This window comes from Streptomyces sp. NPDC056361 (assembly GCF_042262805.1).
Classification (GTDB): domain Bacteria; phylum Actinomycetota; class Actinomycetes; order Streptomycetales; family Streptomycetaceae; genus Streptomyces.
On sequence record NZ_JBHJQI010000006.1, the window covers coordinates 23,315 to 44,057 of the forward strand.

Sequence of the window (20,743 nt, forward strand, 5' to 3'; positions counted from 1 at the left end):
GCACACCGCCGCGTGTCTGCGACACTGGTAGCACCATGCCCAAGCCCGGAGAACTCACTTTTGTCGCCCCCCGCGGAGCCAAGAAGCCGCCGCGGCACCTGGCCGACCTCACGCCTGCCGAGCGGAAGGAGGCTGTTGCCGCGATCGGTGAGAAGCCGTTTCGCGCGAAGCAGCTGTCCACGCACTACTTCGCGCGGTACGCGCACGACCCGGCGGAGTGGACGGACATTCCGGCCGCCGCGCGGGAGAAGTTGGCGGGGGAGCTGCTGCCCGACCTGATGTCGGTGGTGCGGCACATCTCGTGCGACGACGACACCACCCGCAAGACGCTGTGGCGGCTGCACGACGGGACGCTCGTCGAGTCGGTGCTGATGCGGTACCCGGACCGGGTGACGATGTGCATCTCGTCGCAGGCCGGCTGCGGGATGAACTGCCCGTTCTGCGCGACGGGGCAGGCGGGGCTCGACCGGAACCTGTCGACGGCCGAGATCGTGCACCAGATCGTGGACGGGATGCGGTCCCTGCGGGACGGGGAGGTGCCCGGGGGACCGGCGCGGCTGTCCAACATCGTCTTCATGGGCATGGGGGAGCCGCTCGCGAACTACAAGCGGGTGGTGGGGGCGATCCGGCGGCTGACGGACCCCGAGCCGGACGGGCTGGGTCTGTCGCAGCGCGGGATCACGGTGTCGACCGTGGGTCTCGTGCCCGCGATGCTGCGGTTCGCCGACGAGGGCTTCAAGTGCCGGCTCGCGGTCTCGCTGCACGCGCCGGACGACGAGCTGCGCGACACCCTGGTGCCCGTGAACACGCGCTGGAAGGTCCGCGAGGTCCTCGACGCCGCCTGGGAGTACGCGGAGAAGTCCGGGCGCCGGATCTCCATCGAGTACGCGCTCATCCGGGACATCAACGACCAGGCCTGGCGCGGTGACCTGCTCGGCAAGCTCCTCAAGGGCAAGCGGGTGCACGTCAACCTGATCCCGCTGAACCCGACGCCCGGTTCGAAGTGGACGGCGTCGCGTCCCGAGGACGAGAAGGCGTTCGTGGAGGCCATCGCGCGCCACGGCGTGCCGGTGACCGTGCGGGACACCCGCGGCCAGGAGATCGACGGTGCCTGTGGACAGCTGGCAGCGGCCGAGCGCTGACCTTGTAGTCTGAGCTCGAACACATCTTCATATTCCGACAGGGGAGCGCCACAGCGCTGAGAGTGCGGTCACCGTAGGACCGCAGACCCTCTGAACCTCGCCCAGGTCATTCTGGGTAGGAAGTTCGGTCGTAACTCGAGCTGTTGCGCCCCGCCCACCTCCGGGTGGGCGGGGCCGCGTCTCTTCCTGGTCACACCCAGGAGGAAAACCAGTGGGCATCAAGAAGGCCGCCGCCGTCGCGCTCGTCGCGGCGCTCGGCGTCACCAGCCTCGCCGCGTGCGGCACCGACGACGTCAGGGACGCGGCCGGCAAGACCGGCGCGCCCGCGCCGAAGACCGTGACGCTGGTCAGCCACGACTCGTTCAACGCCTCCAAGGAGGTGCTGGCCGAGTTCACGAAGCAGACCGGCTTCACGGTCAAGGTCCTCAAGAGCGGCGACGCCGGCGAGGCCGTCAACAAGGAGATCCTCACCAAGGGCTCCCCGCAGGGCGACGTCTTCTTCGGCGTCGACAACACCCTGCTGTCCCGCGCCCTCGACAACGGGATCTTCGTCCCGTACGAGGCGAAGGGGCTCGACCGGGTCCCGGCCGCGTACCAGCTGGACAAGGAGCACCGGGTCACCCCGATCGACTCCGGTGACATCTGCGTCAACTACGACAAGAAGTACTTCGCCGACAAGAAGCTGGCGCCGCCGGTGACCTTCGACGACCTGGCGAAGCCGGCGTACAAGGACCTGCTCGTCGTCGAGAACCCCGAGCGGTCCTCCCCGGGCCTCGGCTTCCTCCTCGGCACGGTCGAGAAGTACGGCGACAAGGGCTGGCAGGACTACTGGAAGCGGCTCAAGGCCAACGGCGTGAAGACCGTCGACAGCTGGGAGCTCGCCTACAACCAGGAGTTCTCCGGCTCGGCCGGCGGCAAGCAGGCCAAGGGCGACCGGCCGCTGGTCGTGTCGTACGCCTCCAGCCCGCCCGTCGAGGTGCTGTACGGCGAGCCGCAGCCGAAGGTGGCGCCCACCGGCGTCTCCACCGGCACCTGCTTCCGCCAGACGGAGTTCGCGGGTCTGCTGAACGGGGCGAAGAACCCCGAGGGCGGCAAGGCGCTGATCGACTTCCTGATCTCCAAGAAGTTCCAGGAGGACATGCCGCTCCAGATGTTCGTGAACCCGGTGGCGAAGGACGCGGCGCTGCCCGAGCTGTTCACGAAGCACGGCGTGGTCGTCGAGAAGCCCGAGACCATGGCGCCCGAGAAGATCGCCGAGAATCGTGACGCGTGGATCCAGCAGTGGTCGTCGCTCGTCGTGAAGTAGGGCGCGACGTCAAGAGGAGCGCGGCGCGGCTGGGGCTCATGGCCCTGCCGCTCGCGTTCTTCGGCGTCCTCTTCGCCTGGCCCGTCGCCTCCATCGTGGAGCGCGGGCTCCGCCCCGACGGCACCTGGGACCTCGGGCGGATCGGCGAGACGCTGAGCCGGCCCGACATCCTCGACGTGCTCGGCTTCACCGCGTGGCAGGCCCTCGCCTCGACGGCGCTCACGCTGCTCGTGGCGCTGCCCGGGGCGTACGTCTTCGCCCGCTTCGACTTCCCCGGCAAGAACGTGCTGCGGGCCGTCGTCACGGTGCCGTTCGTGCTGCCGACCGTGCTGGTCGGCACCGCGTTCCTGGCGGTCGTCGGACGCGGCGGGCTGACGGACGAGCTGTGGGGGCTGCGGCTCGACACCAGCGTGTGGGCGATCCTCCTCGCCCACGTCTTCTTCAACTACGCCGTCGTCGTGCGGACCGTCGGCGGCCTCTGGTCCCAGCTCGACCCGCGCCAGGAGGAGGCCGCCCGGGTCCTCGGCGCCTCGCGCTGGACCGCCTGGCGGACGGTGACGCTGCCCGCGCTGGTGCCGGCGGTGTCGGCGGCGGCGCTGATGGTGTTCCTCTTCACCTTCACCTCGTTCGGCGTCGTGCAGATCCTCGGCGGGGACGCGTACTCCACCCTGGAGGCGGAGATCTACCGCCAGACCGCACGCCTGCTCGACCTGCGGACGGCCGCCGTGCTCACGCTCGTGCAGTTCGCCGCGGTCGGCGCGATCCTCGGCGTGCACGCCTGGACGGTACGGCGACGGGAGACCGCGCTGCGGCTCGTACCGCCCGAGCAGACCGCGCGCCGACCGCGCGGCGCCGGCCAGTGGGCACTGCTCGCGGGCGTGCTCCTCTCCGTGGCGCTGCTGATCCTGCTGCCGCTCGGCGTCCTGGTGGAGCGCTCCTTCGCCGGGTCCGGCGGGTACGGGCTCGGGTACTACCGGGCGCTGGGCTCGCTCGACGAGAGCGGCACGTTCCTGGTGCCGCCGCTGGAGGCCGTCGGGAACTCGCTGCGGTACGCGGTGGCCGCGACCGCCATCGCGGTGGTGATCGGCGGGCTCGCGGCGGCGGCCCTCACGCGGCGCGCCGGACGGCTCGTACGCGGCTTCGACGCGCTGCTGATGCTGCCGCTCGGGGTGTCGGCGGTCACCGTCGGCTTCGGCTTCCTCATCACGCTCGACGAGCCGCCGTTCGACCTGCGGGCCAGCTGGATCCTCGTCCCGCTCGCGCAGGCGCTGGTCGGCGTCCCCTTCGTCGTACGGACCATGCTGCCGGTGCTGCGGGCCGTGGACGAGCGACTGCGGGAGGCGGCGGCCGTGCTCGGCGCGTCGCCGTGGCGGGCTTGGCGGGAGGTGGACCTGCCGCTGGTGCGGCGGGCGCTGCTCATCGCCGCCGGGTTCGCGTTCGCCGTCTCGCTGGGCGAGTTCGGCGCGACCGTCTTCATCGCCCGGCCCGACAGCCCGACGCTGCCGGTGGCGGTGGCCCGGCTGCTCGGCCGGCCGGGCGAACTCAACTACGGCCAGGCCATGGCCCTGTCGACGATTCTGATGGTGGTGTGCGCGGTGTCCCTGCTGCTGCTCGAACGGCTGCGCACCGACCGGACCTCCGGGGAGTTCTGATGCTTTCGATCGAGGACGCGACCGTACGGTTCGGGGAGCGGGCCGTGCTCGACGCCGTGGACCTGGACGTCGCCGAGCACGAGATCGTGTGCGTCCTCGGCCCCAGCGGCAGCGGCAAGTCCACGCTGCTGCGGGCCGTCGCCGGGCTCCAGGAGCTGGACGGCGGCCGGGTGCTGCTCGGCGGCGCCGACCAGGCCGGGGTGCCGGTGCACCGGCGGGGCGTCGGCCTGATGTTCCAGGACCACCAGCTGTTCCCGCAGCGGGACGTCGGCGGCAACGTCGCCTTCGGGCCGCGGATGCGGGGGGCCGCGAAGGCGGAGCAGGCCGAGCGGGTGCGGGAGCTGCTCGACCTCGTCGGTCTGCCCGGCGCCGAGCGGCGGTCCGTCGCCGCGCTCTCCGGCGGTGAGCAGCAGCGGGTGGCGCTCGCGCGCGCGCTCGCGCCGCGGCCGCGGCTGCTCATGCTGGACGAGCCGCTCGGACAGCTCGACCGCGGTCTGCGCGAACGGCTCGTCGTCGAGCTGCGGCAGCTCTTCGGGCGGCTCGGCACGACGGTCCTGGCCGTCACCCACGACCAGGGCGAGGCCTTCGCCCTCGCCGACCGGGTCGTCGTGATGCGCGACGGGCGGATCGCGCAGTCCGGCACGCCCGTCGACGTGTGGTCCCGCCCCGCCTCGGAGTTCGTCGCCCGTTTCCTCGGCTTCGACAACGTGGTCGCCGCGCGGGTGGCCGGCGCGGTCGCGGAGACGCCCTGGGGACGGGTTCCCGTTCCGGACGGCTCACCGCAGGGGGAGCGGCGCCTGCTCGTCCGCCCCGGCGGGGTACGGCTCGCGGGGGACGGGCCGGCCTGGACGGTCGAGTCCCGGACCTTCCGCGGTGACCGGGTCGCCGTACGCCTCCGCCCGGCGGACGGCCCCGCCTTGGAGGCCGAACTCCCGCTGCGGGAGGCGCCGGAGGAGGGGGCCGAGGTCGCCGTCGAGTTCCGCGTGGAGGACGTGGTGGTGCTGGCGGGCGCGGGGGACGCCGGCTAGGTCCTGTCCGAAAGTCCCGCCCGGCTCGCAGCGCCCGGCACGGACCCAGGGGCCGTCCTGCCGAGCAGGCCGGACTTTCAGGACACCCCGTGGCACCGTTCGCAGGGCCTGCGGGTGGCCCGCTGGTGGGCGCGGGTGGCGCGGGCCAGGGCGAGGCCGTAGCAGGAGAAGGAGCCGTAGGCGACGGCGACCACCCAGGGGGCGTGGTCCGCCATGTCGATGTCGACGGCGCCCGCCCAGGCCAGGATGCCGACGGCGGCCAGGAAGACCCCGAACGGGGCGAGCGCGCCCGCCCCCGCCCAGCCGAGCGCGAGCAGCGGCAGCCGGGGGAGCCGCCGGCCCCACGGGCGGGTCAGGGCGAGCGCGAGGGCCATGCCGAGGAGGGCCAGGACCGCGGTGACGTCCACGCCGTGGTCGTACAGCCGGAGGCCCAGATCGCTCGTGTACTCCGGATCGACGCCGGGGCGTCCCGTGCCCGTGTACCCGGCCGTGAGGCCCAGCGCCCAGGCCGTCTTCAGGACGGTGTACGGGACGAGGGCGGCGACGGCGACGAGGCCGGCGCGGGGGGCGAGGCCGGAGCGGGTCGCGGGTCCGGGCACCGGGGGCGCGGACGCCTCCGAGGGCACACGGGCGGGGCGGCGGCCGCAGTGCGGGCAGGTGCCGAGGGCGTGGCGGCGGTGGGCGAGGGCGGCGCAGGTCCAGAGGACCGCGCCGAGGACGGCGAAGGACTGGTTGGCCAGGGCCGCCCAGTCGACCGGTGGCTGGTTGCGGGACAGGAAGAACAGCAGGTGGAGGGGGCTGAGGAGGGCGGCGAAGCCCGAGGTCAGGCAGAGCGCGACGGCCGCCAGGGCGGCCGTCGACAGCCCCCGCACGTCCGGCCGGCGCAGTAGCGCGTACGCGAGGACGGCGGCGGTCCCGTACAGCGCGGCCGCGCCCGCCTCGGGTCCCGTGCCGGTGCCCTTGCCGAGCAGCGCGTAGCCGAGCGCGGGTCCGGTGGCGGCGGCGAGGGCCGCCCCCGTGGCGTACAGCAGCGACCACGCGAGCGCGGCACGGCCCGCCCATGACGGCCACGCGGCCAGGAGCGTCTTCGGTGTCATGGCCTGAGCCTTCCGGCCCGGGACCCCGGACGCGTCGGCCCGTGGGCTGGTCCCTGCTCCGCCGTGCGGCGGAGCAGGGGGGTGTCTCGTCGGTCAGGCGTCGCACGCAGGGCCTGACCGGCAGGACATCCCCTAGGCCCTGTCCGGGAGTGGAGCCAGGCGGGACTTCCGGATAGGCCTTAGGCCTTCGCGAGTCGTTCCAGCGCCGCCGGGGCCTCGTCGATCGAGTCGACCAGGGCGATGCGGGCCGACATGGGGCGGCCTGCGGCCAGGGCGCGCAGGAGGGGCCAGGCGGGGAGGCGTTCGGTCCAGTGGGCGCGGTCGACGAGGACCATGGGGGTGGGGGAGCCGAGGGACTCGTAGTAGTTGGGGGTGGCGTTGGCGAAGACCTCCTGGACGGTGCCGGCGGCGCCGGGGAGGAAGACGACGCCGGCGGTGGAGCGGGCGAGGAGCCCGTCCTCGCGGAGGGCGTTGGCGAAGTACTTGGCGATGTGGGCGGCGAAGGGGTTCGGCGGCTCGTGGCCGTAGAACCAGGTGGGGATGGCGACCGAGTCGCCGCCGTGCGGGAGGCGGGCCCGTACGCGGAAGGCGGCGCGGGCCCACTCCGTGACCGAGGGGACGAAGGACGGGACCTCGGCGAGCAGCGCGAGGGCCTCGGGGAGGGCCGGGTCGGGGAGCGGGGCCAGGTAGGCGCCGAGGTTGGCGGCCTCCATCGCGCCCGGTCCGCCGCCGGTGACGACGGTGAGGCCGGCTCGGGCGAGGGACCTGCCGAGCCGGGCGGCGCCCGCGTACGCCTCCGTGCCCCGGCCCGTCGCGTGGCCGCCCATGACGCCGACGACCCGCGCCCCGGCGAGGAGTTCGTCGAGGGCGTCGGAGACGGCGTCGTCGTGGAGCGAGCGGAGCGTCGAGGAGAAGATGTCGCCGTCCGCGCGGGTCCGCCCGAACCAGGTGTACGCGCGCGCGTCCGGGGTCCCCTCGTACCCCTCGTCGGCGAGTCCGTCGTAGAGCTCCCCGGGGGTGTAGAGCCGCGCCCGGTAGGGGTCGAAGGGCAGGTCGGGCACGGGCGGGAAGACGAGGGCGCCGTCGGCGCGGACCTTGGCGGCGGCCTCCGGCTCCATGGCGCAGCCGAGGAAGACGGCGTCGGTGGTGGTCGCGGCGAGCAGGGCGAAGGTCCGGTCGGTGAGGTCGATCGACTGGATCCGCAGGCCGCCGAGGGATCCCGGTCGGGCGAGTGCCGCGTCGAACTCGTCGAGGCTGTGGATCTCGTGACCGTGCCCGCGCGGGCCGGGCGGGCGGTGGGCCGGGGGGAGCGTCGCCATGGGCCCACGATAGGGGCCGCCGCGCGGGGCGGCCCCTCCTGAGGGCGTCTCAGCCGGTGAGCGGCAGGGCGGCGAGCCGCGCGACCACCCAGGTGAGGGGCAGGAAGACGGCGAGCAGGGCGCCGGCGCGCAGGAGGGCGGCCGTGCGCAGGACCGTGGGCGGTGCGCCGAGGCGGAGCAGGGCCTCGGTGGTGTGGGTGCGGCACTGCTTGGACTCCAGGGCCGCCGTGAGGAGCGTGGCGGTGGTGCAGGCCAGGACGAGGGCCGCGCCGAGGCCGGTGAGCGGGCCGAAGGCGGCGGGGCCGGTGTTCGCGTCGTACAGCGCGGCGGCCGCGAGGGTGCCGGAGAGCACGGCGCTGACGACGCCGAGGGGGCGGCCGATGCGGCGGGACTCGTCCATGAGGACGCGGCCGGCGAGGAGCCGGGTGGCGCCGGGCCTGATGGCCTGGAGGAGGCGGCCGCTGAGGTGGGTGAGGCCCGGGCCCGCCATCGCGAGGCCGACCGCGGTGAGGATCCAGCCGACGAGGACGCCGGCCGGGCTGCCGTCGAAGCGGCCGGGCATCGGGACGCCGTCCCCGCCGCCGCGGCCCGCGTACGTCTCGACCGCGAGGCCGACCGCGACGAGGGCGACTCCCCAGGGCAGGCCGGACGGCACGGGCCGCTCCGTGCCCTCCGCGCCCTCCGGGGCCGCGGCGGCCGTGCGCGGCCGGAGCGCCAGGCCCGCCGCCGTGGCGGCGACGACCGGCAGGACGGCGAGGAGGGTGAGGGCCGCCGCGACCGGCATCGGCTGGTCGGCGGCGAGCAGTTCGGCGGCGGCCCCGTCGAAGGGCAGACCGGTGATGTCGCCGCGCAGGTGCAGGTAGAGCAGCAGGGCGACCATCGAGCCGAGGGCGCAGGCGACGGCCGTGGACGCGGCGGCGATGGCGGTGAGCCGGGCGGGGCCGAGGCCGACCGCGGAGAGGCCGGGGCGCGGCCGGGTGCTGGGGTCGGTGCGGGCCACCGCGACGGCGAACTGGACCGTGGCGGCGAGCGGCAGGACGCACCACAGCAGCCGCAGTACCGAGGCCGAGGAGTGTACCGGGTGCCCGACGGCGTATCCGAGGGTGCAGAGCAGGAGGAAGCCGACCCCCGCGGCCGAGGCGGCGACGAGGAGCCGCCGCGTGAGGACGAGGGGGTGGGTCCCGCGGGCTAGACGGAGAGCGAGCACGCGGCGACGCCCTCCGCCCCTGACGCCGGGGGTACGGTGCCCACCCTGCGTCCGTCGAGGAGTCCGACCGTGCGGTCGGCGAGCGCCGCGACCTCGCCGTCGTGGGTGGCGAGGAGCACGGTGATGCCGTGGGAGCGGGCGGCGGCGGTCAGCGTGCGCAGGACCTGCGCGCCGTCGGCCTGGTGCAGGGCGGCGGTGGGTTCGTCGGCGAAGAGCACCGAGGGGGTGGTGACGAGGGCGCGGGCGATGGCGATCCGCTGGCGCTGGGGGTGGGTGAGGGCGTGCGGCCGTTTGCGGGCGCTCGCGCCGATGTCGAGCCGGTCGAGCCATTCCAGGGCGGCGGTCTTCGCGGCCCGGTGCGAGGCCCCGCGGAGCAGCAGCGGCAGGGCGGCGTTCTCCCAGCCGGTGAGTTCGGGGACGAGGCCGGGTTCGGGGGCGATCCAGCCGAAGCGGTCGCGGCGGAGCCGTTCGCGCTGGGTGGGGCTCAGCGTGTGCACGGGGCTGCTGTTGAACCAGACCTCGCCCTGCTGGGCGACGAGCTGGCCGGAGAGGCAGCGCATGAGGGTGGTCTTGCCGCTGCCGCGCGGGCCGGCGAGGGCGAGGATCTCGCCCTCGCGGACGCCGAGGGAGACGCCGGTGAGCGCCTCCGTGCCGCCCAGGGAGCAGTGCAGGGAACGCGCCCAGAGCACGTCGTTGTCCGGTGGGGCCATCGCGTACACCTCGATGTCGGATCTGATGTGTTCCCCCGTACGGGGGAACGAGGAGACGGGGCTGTGGGTCACTCGGCACCGTAAGGATTCAGATCCGCTCATACGGACAGCACGCGGCCCGGGCCGCCGCCATCCACTCGGATGGCGGCATGCCCGGGCCGGGGTCACGCCGTGAGGGCGGCGTGATGCTGGGGGGACCGTGACCGGTCGGTCCTGGGGGAGCGTGACCGGTCGGTCCGTGCAGCGGGTCCTACAGCTTGGACCACGCCTCGGTGAGCACGGAGCGCAGGATTCCCTCGATCTCGTCGAAGGTGCCCTGGTCGGCGATCAGCGGCGGGGCCAGCTGGATGACCGGGTCGCCACGGTCGTCGGCGCGGCAGTACAGGCCGTTGTCGTACAGCGCCTTGGAGAGGAAGCCGTAGAGGACGCGCTCCACCTCCTCGTCGTTGAAGGACTCCTTGGTGGCCTTGTCCTTGACGAGCTCGATGCCGTAGAAGAAGCCGTTGCCGCGGACGTCGCCGACGATCGGGAGGTCGTGCAGCTTGTTCAGCGTGTTGAAGAAGTTGCCCTCCTGGTCGAGGACGTGCTGGTTCAGGCCTTCCTTGTCGAAGATGTCCAGGTTGGCGAGCGCGACCGCCGAGGACACCGGGTGGCCACCGAAGGTGTAGCCGTGCAGGAAGGTGTTGTCGCCCTTGTAGAACGGCTCGGCGATGCGGTCCGAGACGATGCAGGCACCGATCGGGGAGTAGCCCGAGGTCATGCCCTTGGCGCAGGTGATCATGTCCGGGACGTAGCCGAACTTGTCACAGGCGAACATCGTGCCGAGGCGGCCGAAGGCGCAGATCGTCTCGTCGGAGACGAGCAGCACGTCGTACTGGTCGCAGATCTCGCGGACGCGCTGGAAGTACCCGGGCGGCGGCGGGAAGCAGCCGCCGGCGTTCTGCACCGGCTCCAGGAAGACGGCCGCGACGGTGTCGGGGCCCTCGAAGAGGATCTGCTGCTCGATCTGGTCGGCGGCCCAGCGGCCGAAGGCCTCCGGGTCGTCGCCGTGGATCGGGGCGCGGTAGATGTTGGTGTTCGGCACCTTGTGCGCGCCGGGGACCAGCGGCTCGAAGGGGGCCTTGAGGGCCGGCAGACCGGTGATGGACAGGGCGCCCTGCGGGGTGCCGTGGTAGGCGACCGCACGCGAGATGACCTTGTACTTGGTGTGCTTGCCCTGCAGCTTGAAGTACTGCTTGGCGAGCTTCCAGGCGGTCTCGACGGCCTCGCCGCCACCGGTGGTGAAGAAGACCTTGTTCAGGTCGCCCGGGGCGTAGTGCGCGAGGCGCTCGGCGAGCTCGACGGCCTTGGGGTGCGCGTACGACCACACGGGGAAGAACGCGAGCTCCTGGGCCTGCTTGTACGCGACCTCGGCCAGCTCCCGTCGGCCGTGTCCCGCGTTGACCACGAAGAGACCCGCGAGACCGTCGAGGTAGCGCTTGCCCTTGTCGTCGAAGATGTAGGTGCCCTCACCACGCACGATCGTGGGAACAGGCGAGTTCTCGTACGACGACATGCGGGTGAAGTGCATCCACAGGTGGTCGTAGGCGGTCTTGGAGAGGTCCTGGGTCACGGTTATCTGGTTCCCCACATGTAGGTCTGCTTCTTGAGCTTGAGGTACACGAAGCTCTCGGTGGAGCGCACGCCGGGGAGGGTGCGGATCCGCTTGTTGATCACATCGAGCAGGTGGTCGTCGTCCTCGCAGACGACTTCCACCATCAGGTCGAAGGAGCCCGCGGTCATGACCACGTACTCGCACTCGGCCATGGCCGTGAGCGCTTCAGCGACCGGATCCAGGTCACCCTCGACGTTGATGCCGACCATCGCCTGCCGTCGGAAACCCACGGTGAGGGGGTCGGTGACGGCGACGATCTGCATGACGCCCTGGTCGAGCAGCTTCTGGACGCGCTGCCTCACGGCGGCTTCGGAGAGGCCCACGGCCTTTCCGATCGCCGCGTAGGGGCGGCGACCGTCCTCTTGGAGTTGCTCGATGATCGCCAGGGAGACGGCGTCGATCGTCGGGGACGAACCGGTTCCGGTTCTGGAGTCTGTGCTTCGACTGGCCACGCCTCCACTGTGCACCGAGATTGTCTGTCGTGCAAGCCCGGATCGATGAAATTCGTTGTGTACGGCCCTCGATCTCACTGAATCCGAAGTTGCGGGGGGTCGGGGCTGTTGAAAGCGTCAGTCGAGCGACTAGGCTGAGGTGTCTCGCCCATCGGGACGCCGCACAAGGACGTGCGAAGACAGAACGTGACAGGAGGGGTGGCAAGTGACCACCGAGCTGCGCCGGCTGCGTAACTACATCAACGGGGAGTTCCGCGACGCGGCCGACGGCCGCACCATCGAGGTGGTCAACCCGGCCACCGGAGAGGTGTACGCCACCTCCCCGCTCTCCGGGCAGGCCGACGTCGACGCCGCCATGGAGGCCGCCGCGGCCGCCTTCCCCGCCTGGCGCGACAGCACGCCGTCCGAGCGCCAGAAGGTCCTGCTCAAGATCGCGGACGCCTTCGAGGAGCGTGCCGAGGAGCTCATCGCCGCCGAGGTCGAGAACACCGGCAAGCCGGTCGGGATCACCGCGAGCGAGGAGATCCCGCCGATGGTGGACCAGATCCGCTTCTTCGCGGGTGCCGCCCGGCTGCTCGAGGGCCGCTCGGCCGGCGAGTACATGGAGGGCATGACCTCCATCGTCCGCCGCGAGCCGGTCGGCGTCTGCGCCCAGGTCGCGCCGTGGAACTACCCGATGATGATGGCCGTGTGGAAGTTCGCCCCGGCGCTCGCCGCGGGCAACACCGTCGTCCTCAAGCCCTCGGACACGACCCCCGCGTCGACCGTCCTGATGGCCGAGATCATCGGGCAGATCGTGCCCAAGGGCGTCTTCAACGTCGTCTGCGGCGACCGCGAGACGGGCAAGGCCATGGTCGAGCACCCGACCCCGGCGATGGCCTCCATCACCGGCTCGGTCCGTGCCGGCATGCAGGTCGCCGAGTCGGCGGCCAAGGACGTCAAGCGCGTCCACCTGGAGCTGGGCGGCAAGGCCCCCGTCGTGGTCTTCGAGGACACCGACATCGCCAAGGCCGTCGAGGACATCTCCGTCGCGGGCTTCTTCAACGCCGGCCAGGACTGTACGGCCGCCACCCGCGTCCTCGTCCACGAGTCGATCCACGACGAGTTCGTGGCGCAGCTGGCCAAGGCCGCCGCCGAGACGAAGACCGGCCAGCCGGACGACGAGGACGTGCTGTACGGCCCGCTCAACAACGCCAACCAGCTGAAGCAGGTCACCGGCTTCATCGAGCGCCTCCCGGCCCACGCCAAGGTCGAGGCCGGCGGTCACCGCGTCGGCGACAAGGGCTACTTCTACGCCCCCACCGTCGTCTCCGGCCTCAAGCAGGACGACGAGATCGTCCAGAACGAGGTCTTCGGCCCGGTCATCACCGTCCAGTCCTTCACGGACGAGGCCCAGGCCCTGGAGTTCGCGAACGGCGTCGAGTACGCCCTCGCCTCCTCCGTCTGGACCAAGGACCACGCGCGCGCGATGCGCATGTCCAAGGCGCTCGACTTCGGCTGCGTGTGGATCAACACCCACATCCCGCTGGTCGCCGAGATGCCCCACGGCGGCTACAAGAAGTCCGGCTACGGCAAGGACCTCTCCGCCTACGGCTTCGAGGACTACACCCGCATCAAGCACGTCATGACCTCGCTGGGCTGATCCCCGCCCCGCGCCGCGCGGCCCCGGCACCCTTGATCGACAGGGTGTCGGGGCCGCGCGCCGTCGCTCGACGGACCGTCCATTGCCGCAGGTGACGGACGCCCGGGATGCTGGCCGGGTGAGAGCGACAGTCAGCAACTACGTGTCCCGCCGGTCCCTGCTGCGCGGCGCCGGCGGCGTCGGGGCCGCGGCCCTGCTCGCCGGCTGCGGAGTGCCCGCCGCCTACGTCGACGAGGGCGACCGGGCCGGCCGCGACCTGTCCGCCCGGGACCGGACGGTCGACTTCGCCAACTGGCCGCTCTACATCGACACCGATGACGAGGACAAGGCGAAGCGCCCCACTCTGGACGCCTTCAGGGAGCGCACCGGGATCTCCGTCCGGTACACCGAGGAGATCAACGACAACGACGAGTTCTTCGGCAAGATCGGCCCGTCGCTGATGAACCGCCAGGAGACCGGCCGCGACCTGATCGTCGTCAGCGACTGGATGGCCGCCCGCTTCGTCCGCCTCGGCTGGGTCCAGGAGATGGACCGCGCCGCCCAGCCGAACGTCGCGCGGAACCTCAACCCGCAGCTCCGCTCGCCCGCCTTCGACCCGGGCCGGCTGCACAGCGTGCCCTGGCAGTCCGGGATCACCGGCATCGCGTACAACCGGAAGAAGCTCGGCCGGGAACTCCGCTCGACCAAGGAGCTCTGGGCCGACGACCTGCGCGGCAAGGTGACCCTGCTCTCCGGGCTCGACGAGTCGTTCGCGCTGCTCATGATGGGCAACGGCGTCGACGTGACCCGGTGGACCGCCGACGACTTCCACGCCCTGTGCGAGCAGATCGAGGGCCTCGTCCGGACGCGGCACATCCGGCGCTTCACCGGCAACGACTACATCAAGGACCTCTCCACCGGCGACGTGCTGGCCTGCCAGGCGTACTCGGGCGACGTCATCCAGCTCCAGGCCGACAACCCGGACATCGAGTTCGTCGTCCCCGAGGAGGGCGCCGAGCTCTGGGCCGAGTCGCTGCTCGTCCCCAACCGCGCCCAGCACAAGGGCAACGCCGAGAAGCTCGTCGACTACTACTACGAGCCCGAGGTCGCCGCCGAACTCGCCGCCTGGGTCAACTACGTCTGCCCCGTGCCGGCGGCCCAGGCCGTCCTCGCCGACTCCGGCGACGAGGAGCTCGTCGCGCTCGCCGAGGACCCGCTGATCTTCCCCGACGCCGCCATGCGGGGACGGCTCGCCATCGCCCGGGACATCGGCGCGGACGAGCGCCAGGAGTTCGCGAAGAGGTGGAACGCGATCGTCGGCCTGTGAGTTGAGCGGGATGTGACCGCATCGAAGCTGAACCCCCTTGCCACCTACGGGCTGTTCCTCGCCTGGGCCGTGCACGACGCCGAGGAGCTGGCGCTCGGGCCGCGCTGGCTCCGGGAGAACCTGCCGGGACTGCGCGAGCGCTTCCCGGGAGTGCCGGAGGCGGTGTGGAAGGCCGCCGAGTCCGTCGACGAGCGGGAGTTCGCCGTCGCCGTCGGGGTGATGGCGGGCATCGTCGGGGCGGCCGCGGTCGCCGGGGCGCGCTCCGGGGGCCGGTCCGCGTTCTACCAGGGGGCGGCGAACGGCTTCGGACTGCACGGGCTCGTCCACCTCGCCCAGGCCGCCGCCGTGCGGGGGTGGACCCCCGGCTCCGCGACCTCGCCGCTCGTCGTCGTCCCCTTCGCGCTGTGGGCGCGCGGGCGGCTGCGCCGGGCCGGGGTGCTGCGGCCCGTCGGGCTCGGGGGAGTGGTGGCGGGGCTCGCGGTCGCGGCCGGGGCGACGGTCGTCTCGCACGCCGTGGGGCGCAGGGTCGCCGCGCGCTTCTGAACGCGCCACACTTCTGAACATGCTCAAAAACAACCACCCCGCTTTTCTGAACACGTTCAAGTGGGGTGTACGTTGTTCCCGTGAGCGACACGAACGGGCCGAGAGCCCTTCTCAAGAGCATCCGCGTCTGGCTGATCGTCTTCGTCGTCTGCCTGGTCCTGAGCGGGGCCACCGCCTTCCCGCTCGTGACCGAACTCCGGCTCCTGGACTCCGCGCTGACCGGCTGGGCCTCGCCCGTGGCCGATCTGCTCCCCGGGCTCGCCGAGTGGATCCACCGGGTGCGGGGCGGCCTTGAGGCAACCGACGCGCAGGCCCCGTACGTCCTCTACGGCACCGACTGGCTGGCCTTCGCGCACCTCGTCATCGCGGTCGCCTTCTACGGCGTGTACCGCGACCCCGTCCGCAACATCTGGGTCGTCGAGTTCGGGATGATCGCCTGCGTCGGCGTCATCCCGCTCGCCCTGATCTGCGGCCCCGTCCGGGGCATCCCGTTCTGGTGGTCGGTCATCGACATGTCGTTCGGCGTCATCGGCATCCTGCCGCTGCTCCACGTACGCCGGCTGATCAAGCGCCTGGAGGCCGCTCCGGCGGCGGCCGCCCCGCGGGTCGTGCCCGCCGCCTAGTCGGGGAGGCCGTAGGCCGACACCATCAGGGTCAGGGCGGTGCGGTTCATGTCCTGGCCCTTGGCGTCGGTGGCGTTGACGCTGTAGACGAGGGTGCGGGAACCGTCACGGGTCGAGGCGATGGCCGTGTTGTAGCCCCAGCGGCCGCCGGTCTTTCCCCACACCTCGCGCCCGCCGAGCCGCTTCATGGACAGGCCGACGGAGTACGCGGCCGGGTCGCCGGACTTCAGGTCCGTCACCTTCGGCAGGGTGAACATCTCCTCCAGGAGGGGACCCCGCACCACCCGGCCCTTGAACAGGGCCCGGGTGAACCGCTCCAGATCGGCGGTGGTCGAGACGAGGTCGCCGGCGGCCCAGCCGTCCGTCGCCCCCCACTCCGAGACGTCGCGGAGCCCGGTCGTGCCGTCGTCGAGCCGCATGGTCTGGTAGCCGTGGTTGTAGGGCCCGGTGATCCCGGCGGCGGTACCGGGGAAGTACGTGTCGCGCAGGCCGAGCGGCCGCAGGATCCGGCGCTCCACCTGGTGCGCGTACGAGTCGCCGGTGACCCGCTCCACGATCAGGCCGGCGACCGTGTAGCCGATGTTGAGGTAGTGCTGCCGGGTGCCGGGCCGGAACTCGCGGGGCTTGGCCGTCGCCGAGCGGACCATCTCCTCGGGGGTGTGGACGACGAACCGGTTCGCGTACCACTCCTCCACCGTCTCACCGGGCATGTCGGCGGCCGGGATGCCGTGGGTGTGGTTCAGGAGCTGGCGCACGGTCACCCGGGCGTACCGGCCGGGGATCAGGTCCGGGAGGTACGAGCGGGCCGAGCGGTCCAGGTCGATCCGGCCCTCGGCGGCCAGCTGGAGCACGGTCGCCGCCGTGAACACCTTCGTCACCGAACCGGCCCGGAAGCGGGCCGCCGGGTCCGCCGGGGCGTTCGACTCCAGGTCGTGCACGCCCGCACTGCCCTGCCACGAGCCCTCGGAGCCGCCGACCCGGACCAGCGCGGCCGTCGCGTCGGCGCGCGGCAGCCCGGCGATCACCGCGCTCAGGTCCGGGCTCGACGGGGCCGGTGCGGCCGCCTGGGACGCGGCCGCCGGGGGTGCCGCCGCGAAGGCCGGGGTGAGCGCCGGCCCGGAGGCGACGCCCAGGACCAGGGCGGCGGCGAGCAGCGTGCGGGTGGACTTCCTCATGGTCAACTCCGGTGGTGTGAGCCGTTGTTCTCGATGGCTCCATCCTGCTGACCTGCGGCGCTCCGCGGATCGCCCGCACCGGTGGTCTCCGGCGGGCCGGTTCCTCGCCGACACGGGGGAGGAGCGGGCTACCCGCCTCCCCCGGGCGGGGGAGAACCCGCCGAGACCAGACCCGTCTCGTACGCGCAGATCACCGCCTGGATCCGGTCGCGCAGCCCCAGCTTGGCCAGGACGTTGCCCACGTGCGTCTTCACCGTGTGGTCGCTGACCACCAGCTCCGCCGCGATCTCCGCGTTGGACAGCCCGCGCGCGAGCAGCAGCAGCGTCTCCCGCTCGCGGCCGGTCAGCACGTCGAGCCGGGGGTCGGGGCCCGGGGCCGTCCCGCGCGGCCCGCCCGCCGTGTACTGCTCCACGAGCCTGCGGGCCACCGACGGCGCGAGCAGCGAGTCGCCCGCCGCCACCACCCGTACCGCGTGCACCAGGTCGTCCCGGCGCACGTCCTTGAGGAGGAAGCCGCTCGCGCCCGCGTGCAGCGCCTCGTACACGTACGCGTCGGTGTCGAAGGTCGTCAGGATCACCGTCCGGCAGCCGGACTCCGCGCTGATCACCCGGCAGGCCTCGATGCCGTCCGTCCGGGGCATCCGGATGTCCAGCAGCGCCACGTCGGGCGCGAGCCGGCGCACCGCCTCGACGGCCTCGGCCCCGTCCCCGGCCTCCGCGACCACCTCGATGTCCGGCTGCGCGTCCAGGATCATCGCGAAGCCGCTCCGGACCAGTTCCTGGTCGTCCGCGACCACCACCCGGATCGTCATCTCCCCACCTCCACCGTGTCCGTTCCCGGGGGCACGGGCAGCAGGACCCGCACCTCGAAGCCCCGGCCGCCCGGGCCCGGGCCCATCGCCGCCGTCCCGCCGTGCGCGGCGGCCCGCTCCCTGATGCCGACGAGCCCGTGCCCGCCGGACCCGGGCCGGGGGCCGCGGCCGTCGTCCGTCACCGTGACGCGCAGGACGCCGTCCCCGTAGGCCAGCCGGACGTCCGCCGCGCGGGCCTGGGCGTGCTTGACCACGTTCGTCAGCGCCTCCTGGACGATCCGGTACGCGCTCGCGCCGGTCGCCGCCGGCAGCGCCCGCACCCCGCCCTCCGTCTCGTACCCGACGGCGAGGCCGCTGGCCCGCACCCGTTCCACCAGGTCGGGGATGCCGCCGAGGTCCGGCTGCGGCTCCCTGGGGGCCGCGCCCTCGTCGCCCTCGCGCAGCAGCCCCAGCATGTGGCGCAGCTGGGCCATCGCCTCGCGGCCGGTCTCCGAGATCGCCTCGAACGCGGCCTCGGCGCGCGCGGGCGCCGCCCGCACCGCCACCGGACCGGCCTCGGCCTGCACGATCATCAGGCTCACCGCGTGCGACAGGATGTCGTGCATCTCCCGTGCGATCCGGGCCCGTTCGCGTGCGGCGGCCTGCTCGGCCTCGATCCGGTGGGCCCGCTGCCGGGCGTCCTGGAGCCGCCCGAAGACGTACGCGGCGCCGAACACGAAGAGCGAGAAGGTCAGTTCGCGCGCCGACTGGGTGTTGAGCCACACCGAGGCCGGCACCGCGACCACCAGCAGCGCCGCCGTCGTCAGCCGCTGCCAGGCCGGCGCGAGCGCGGCGATGGTGTAGACGCTGACGAGCCCGGTGTACGGCAGCGGCTGACCCGGTCCCTCCAGGGCCAGCTTGTACAGCGCGCTGGCCGCCAGGATCGCGAGCAGGACGGCGAGCGGCGCGCGCCGCCGCCAGACCAGCGGCAGCACGGTGAGCGCCGTCAGGCCGTACGCGGGCCAGGTCGCCGGTTCGAGTTCGGGCCCGCGCGGCACCACGAACGGCATCGTCATCGCCGCCTGCACCAGGAGCGCGATCCCGATGTCCACCGCCCACGGGTTCGCCGCACCCCAACTCCGGGTGCGCTCCCAGTGGTTCCTCAGATCCCCCCGTATGCCCATTACCGCTCGGCACTCACGGCGCACGCCCGGGAGCCGGGGCCGGGGGCGGCGACGGTTCGGGCTCGGTCGTTCGCGCGGTCGATCACGCGGTCGATCACGCGGTCGTTCGCGCGGTCGTTCTCTCGGTCGTTCACGCGGAGGCCTTTCGCAGGACGGCGGCGAGGGCGTCGACGCGGTTCGTGGTGATGGAGTCGACCCCGTTCAAGATCAGCTTACGCATGCTGCGCCGGGTGTCCGCCGTCCAGGAGGAGACCAGCAGCCCGTCCCGGTGGACCCGCTCGCTGAGCTCCCGACTCACCAGTCCGAAGCGGTAGTTGAGCCACCTGGGTCGCACCGCGTCGAGCAGCACCGGCCGGGGCGGCGCGAGCGTCGTCCAGGTCAGGGCGATCTCGGCGGCCGGGTCGGCGGCCCGCACCTGGAGCATGGCGACGGCCCCCGCGCAGTAGTACACCCGCTCACCGGCGCCGCACTCGCGGACCGTGCCGACGATCCGGCGGACCGAGTCCTCGTTCCCGCCCGGCAGGTCCAGCATCAGCCGGTGGTCCCCGGCGGCGAGCAGCGCCTCGCGCAGGGTCGGCACCCCGTCGTGCGTCAGCTCGCGCACCTGCTCGTACGAGAGCGCGGCGAGGGGCCGGTCGTGGCCCCACAGGCGCTTCAGGGTGTCGTCGTGGAGGAGGACGGGCACGCCGTCCTCGGTCAGCCGGACGTCGATCTCGACGGCGTCCGCCCCCCGCTCGATCGCCGAGGCGATCGAGGAGAGCGTGTTCTCACGGACGCGGTACGGGTCGCCGCGATGGCCTACGGCAGTGACGGAGCGCATGGCCCCATTCTCGTCGCCGTCAGCGCGCCAGCCAGTCGTTCGTGTACGTGTCGATCTCGGCGGCGATCCGGGCCTTGCCGGCCGTGTCGAGGAAGGAGGCCTCGACCGCGTTCTTGGCGAGGGCGGCGACACCGCGCTCGTCGAGGCCGAGGAGGCGGGCGGCGACGGCGTACTCGTTGTTGAGGTCCGTGCCGAACATCGGCGGGTCGTCGCTGTTGACCGTGACGAGGACGCCGGCGTCGACCATCTGCCGGATCGGGTGCTCCTCCAGGGTGGCGACGGCCCGGGTCGCGATGTTCGACGTCGGGCACACCTCCAGGGCGATCCGGTGCTCGGCGAGGTACGCCAGGAGCTCGGGGTCCTTCACGGAGCTGGTGCCGTGGCCGATGCGCTCGGCGCCCAGGTCGCGGATCGCGTCCCAGACCGTCTCCGGTCCCGTCGTCTCGCCCGCGTGGGGGACGGAGTGCAGGCCGGCCGCGCGGGCCAGGTCGAAGTACGGCTTGAACTGCGGGCGCGGCACGCCGATCTCCGGGCCGCCGAGGCCGAAGGAGACCAGGCCCTCGGGGCGCAGCCCGTCGGTCGTCGCGAGCCGCGCGGTCTCCTCGGCGGAGGCGAGGCCGGCCTCGCCGGGGATGTCGAAGCACCAGCGCAGGACCGTGCCGAACTCGACCTCGGCCGCCTTGCGGGCGTCCTCGATCGCCGCCATGAAGGCGCGCTCGTCGATGCCGCGGCGGGTGGAGGAGTAGGGGGTGATGGTGAGCTCGGCGTACCGGATGTTCTGCCGGGCCATGTCCCGGGCGACCTCGAAGGTCAGCAGCCGGACGTCCTCGGGGGTGCGGACCAGGTCGACGACGGACAGGTAGACGTCGATGAAGTGGGCGAAGTCCGTGAACGTGAAGTAGTCGGTCAGCGCCTCCGGGTCCGTGGGGACCTTGGAGTCGGGGTGCCGGGCGGCGAGTTCGGCGACGATCCGCGGCGAGGCGGAGCCCACGTGGTGGACGTGCAGTTCGGCCTTGGGAAGGCCGGCGATGAAGGGGTGGAGATCGGTCATCGGATCATCGTAGGCCGGGCGGGTCCCCCGCAGGGTGGAGG

19 protein-coding genes and 1 riboswitch are annotated in these 20,743 nt (G+C 72.7%); of the genes, 8 read left to right on the forward strand and 11 right to left on the reverse strand.

The genetic code is table 11. The features are described from left to right. Window positions 1–35: 35 nt before the first annotated feature. From rlmN to ACFCY7_RS03245, 4 genes are all read left to right on the forward strand, one after another. Complete coding sequence (gene rlmN / locus ACFCY7_RS03230) at window positions 36–1,142, forward strand: 23S rRNA (adenine(2503)-C(2))-methyltransferase RlmN (RefSeq protein ID WP_376480841.1); 1,107 nt, start codon at window positions 36–38, stop codon at window positions 1,140–1,142. Window positions 1,143–1,171: 29 nt separating this feature from the next. Next, window positions 1,172–1,282, forward strand: a riboswitch (TPP riboswitch). A gap of 71 nt (window positions 1,283–1,353) precedes the next feature. Next, entirely contained in the window at window positions 1,354–2,448 is a 1,095-nt protein-coding gene (locus ACFCY7_RS03235; protein WP_376480843.1) for a thiamine ABC transporter substrate binding subunit, read from the forward strand. A gap of 38 nt (window positions 2,449–2,486) precedes the next feature. Beyond that, a complete protein-coding gene (locus ACFCY7_RS03240; RefSeq protein WP_376480954.1) occupies window positions 2,487–4,100 on the forward strand; it encodes an ABC transporter permease in 1,614 nt (537 codons plus the stop codon). Continuing rightward, the gene (locus ACFCY7_RS03245) at window positions 4,100–5,128 is read left to right on the forward strand and encodes an ABC transporter ATP-binding protein (protein WP_376480844.1); all 1,029 of its coding nucleotides are present in this window, start codon (window positions 4,100–4,102) and stop codon (window positions 5,126–5,128) included. The genes ACFCY7_RS03240 and ACFCY7_RS03245 overlap by 1 nt, the downstream gene beginning before the upstream one ends. A 77-nt stretch (window positions 5,129–5,205) precedes the next feature. On the opposite strand, the gene ACFCY7_RS03250 is transcribed toward ACFCY7_RS03245, so the two are convergent. From ACFCY7_RS03250 to ACFCY7_RS03275, 6 genes are all read right to left on the reverse strand, one after another. Further along, on the reverse strand, window positions 5,206–6,225 hold the full coding sequence (locus tag ACFCY7_RS03250; RefSeq protein ID WP_376480847.1) for a hypothetical protein: 1,020 nt from the start codon (window positions 6,223–6,225) through the stop codon (window positions 5,206–5,208). A 179-nt stretch (window positions 6,226–6,404) separates the two neighbouring features. Continuing rightward, on the reverse strand, window positions 6,405–7,544 hold the full coding sequence (locus tag ACFCY7_RS03255) for an LOG family protein (RefSeq protein WP_376480848.1): 1,140 nt from the start codon (window positions 7,542–7,544) through the stop codon (window positions 6,405–6,407). A gap of 49 nt (window positions 7,545–7,593) precedes the next feature. After that, entirely contained in the window at window positions 7,594–8,751 is a 1,158-nt protein-coding gene (locus tag ACFCY7_RS03260) for a hypothetical protein (protein ID WP_376480849.1), read from the reverse strand. Further along, window positions 8,733–9,461 carry an ABC transporter ATP-binding protein gene (locus ACFCY7_RS03265; protein WP_376480956.1) on the reverse strand — a complete coding sequence of 243 codons (729 nt, stop codon included), beginning with the start codon at window positions 9,459–9,461 and terminating at the stop codon, window positions 8,733–8,735. Before ACFCY7_RS03265 ends, ACFCY7_RS03260 begins: the two co-directional genes overlap by 19 nt. Window positions 9,462–9,711: 250 nt before the next feature. Further along, window positions 9,712–11,091 (reverse strand): aspartate aminotransferase family protein, encoded by a 1,380-nt coding sequence (locus ACFCY7_RS03270; protein ID WP_376480850.1) that lies wholly within the window; start codon window positions 11,089–11,091, stop codon window positions 9,712–9,714. Next, window positions 11,076–11,567 carry an Lrp/AsnC ligand binding domain-containing protein gene (locus tag ACFCY7_RS03275; protein ID WP_017235908.1) on the reverse strand — a complete coding sequence of 164 codons (492 nt, stop codon included), beginning with the start codon at window positions 11,565–11,567 and terminating at the stop codon, window positions 11,076–11,078. The genes ACFCY7_RS03270 and ACFCY7_RS03275 overlap by 16 nt, the downstream gene beginning before the upstream one ends. Window positions 11,568–11,772: 205 nt before the next feature. Between ACFCY7_RS03275 and ACFCY7_RS03280 the strand changes: the two genes are divergently transcribed. The 4 genes from ACFCY7_RS03280 (at window position 11,773) to ACFCY7_RS03295 (ending at window position 15,681) form a co-directional block, all read left to right on the forward strand. Continuing rightward, window positions 11,773–13,209 (forward strand): gamma-aminobutyraldehyde dehydrogenase, encoded by a 1,437-nt coding sequence (locus ACFCY7_RS03280; protein ID WP_376480853.1) that lies wholly within the window; start codon window positions 11,773–11,775, stop codon window positions 13,207–13,209. 142 nt (window positions 13,210–13,351) lie between these two features. Beyond that, window positions 13,352–14,515, forward strand: coding sequence for a spermidine/putrescine ABC transporter substrate-binding protein (locus tag ACFCY7_RS03285; protein WP_376480958.1), 1,164 nt, complete (start codon window positions 13,352–13,354; stop codon window positions 14,513–14,515). Window positions 14,516–14,527: 12 nt separating this feature from the next. Further along, window positions 14,528–15,058: an HXXEE domain-containing protein gene (locus tag ACFCY7_RS03290; protein ID WP_376480855.1), complete on the forward strand. Its 531-nt coding sequence runs from the start codon at window positions 14,528–14,530 to the stop codon at window positions 15,056–15,058. 80 nt (window positions 15,059–15,138) lie between these two features. Beyond that, window positions 15,139–15,681 carry a hypothetical protein gene (locus ACFCY7_RS03295; RefSeq protein ID WP_376480856.1) on the forward strand — a complete coding sequence of 181 codons (543 nt, stop codon included), beginning with the start codon at window positions 15,139–15,141 and terminating at the stop codon, window positions 15,679–15,681. Here the strand turns inward: ACFCY7_RS03295 and ACFCY7_RS03300 are convergent. The 5 genes from ACFCY7_RS03300 to ACFCY7_RS03320 form a co-directional block, all read right to left on the reverse strand. After that, window positions 15,678–16,856 (reverse strand): serine hydrolase domain-containing protein, encoded by a 1,179-nt coding sequence (locus ACFCY7_RS03300; RefSeq protein ID WP_376480858.1) that lies wholly within the window; start codon window positions 16,854–16,856, stop codon window positions 15,678–15,680. The two genes, ACFCY7_RS03295 and ACFCY7_RS03300, sit on opposite strands and share 4 nt — an antisense overlap. A 128-nt stretch (window positions 16,857–16,984) precedes the next feature. Continuing rightward, the gene (locus ACFCY7_RS03305; RefSeq protein ID WP_376480860.1) at window positions 16,985–17,668 is read right to left on the reverse strand and encodes a response regulator; all 684 of its coding nucleotides are present in this window, start codon (window positions 17,666–17,668) and stop codon (window positions 16,985–16,987) included. Next, window positions 17,665–18,831 (reverse strand): sensor histidine kinase, encoded by a 1,167-nt coding sequence (locus tag ACFCY7_RS03310; RefSeq protein WP_376480862.1) that lies wholly within the window; start codon window positions 18,829–18,831, stop codon window positions 17,665–17,667. Before ACFCY7_RS03310 ends, ACFCY7_RS03305 begins: the two co-directional genes overlap by 4 nt. Window positions 18,832–18,961: 130 nt before the next feature. After that, window positions 18,962–19,651: a glycerophosphodiester phosphodiesterase gene (locus ACFCY7_RS03315; RefSeq protein WP_376480864.1), complete on the reverse strand. Its 690-nt coding sequence runs from the start codon at window positions 19,649–19,651 to the stop codon at window positions 18,962–18,964. A 19-nt stretch (window positions 19,652–19,670) separates the two neighbouring features. Then, entirely contained in the window at window positions 19,671–20,702 is a 1,032-nt protein-coding gene (locus ACFCY7_RS03320) for an adenosine deaminase (RefSeq protein WP_376480866.1), read from the reverse strand. Between the last annotated feature and the right edge of the window lie 41 nt (window positions 20,703–20,743).

Bases quoted from the DNA above. Each gene is read 5' to 3' on its own strand.
- rlmN (WP_376480841.1), top strand. From the start codon at position 36: ATGCCCAAGCCCGGAGAACTCACTTTTGTCGCCCCCCGCGGAGCCAAG.
- ACFCY7_RS03240 (WP_376480954.1), top strand. From the start codon at position 2,487: ATGGCCCTGCCGCTCGCGTTCTTCGGCGTCCTCTTCGCCTGGCCCGTC.
- ACFCY7_RS03245 (WP_376480844.1), top strand. From the start codon at position 4,100: ATGCTTTCGATCGAGGACGCGACCGTACGGTTCGGGGAGCGGGCCGTG.
- ACFCY7_RS03250 (WP_376480847.1), bottom strand. From the start codon at position 6,225: ATGACACCGAAGACGCTCCTGGCCGCGTGGCCGTCATGGGCGGGCCGT.
- ACFCY7_RS03255 (WP_376480848.1), bottom strand. From the start codon at position 7,544: ATGGCGACGCTCCCCCCGGCCCACCGCCCGCCCGGCCCGCGCGGGCAC.
- ACFCY7_RS03265 (WP_376480956.1), bottom strand. From the start codon at position 9,461: ATGGCCCCACCGGACAACGACGTGCTCTGGGCGCGTTCCCTGCACTGC.
- ACFCY7_RS03300 (WP_376480858.1), bottom strand. From the start codon at position 16,856: ATGAGGAAGTCCACCCGCACGCTGCTCGCCGCCGCCCTGGTCCTGGGC.
- ACFCY7_RS03305 (WP_376480860.1), bottom strand. From the start codon at position 17,668: ATGACGATCCGGGTGGTGGTCGCGGACGACCAGGAACTGGTCCGGAGC.
- ACFCY7_RS03310 (WP_376480862.1), bottom strand. From the start codon at position 18,831: ATGGGCATACGGGGGGATCTGAGGAACCACTGGGAGCGCACCCGGAGT.
- ACFCY7_RS03315 (WP_376480864.1), bottom strand. From the start codon at position 19,651: ATGCGCTCCGTCACTGCCGTAGGCCATCGCGGCGACCCGTACCGCGTC.
- ACFCY7_RS03320 (WP_376480866.1), bottom strand. From the start codon at position 20,702: ATGACCGATCTCCACCCCTTCATCGCCGGCCTTCCCAAGGCCGAACTG.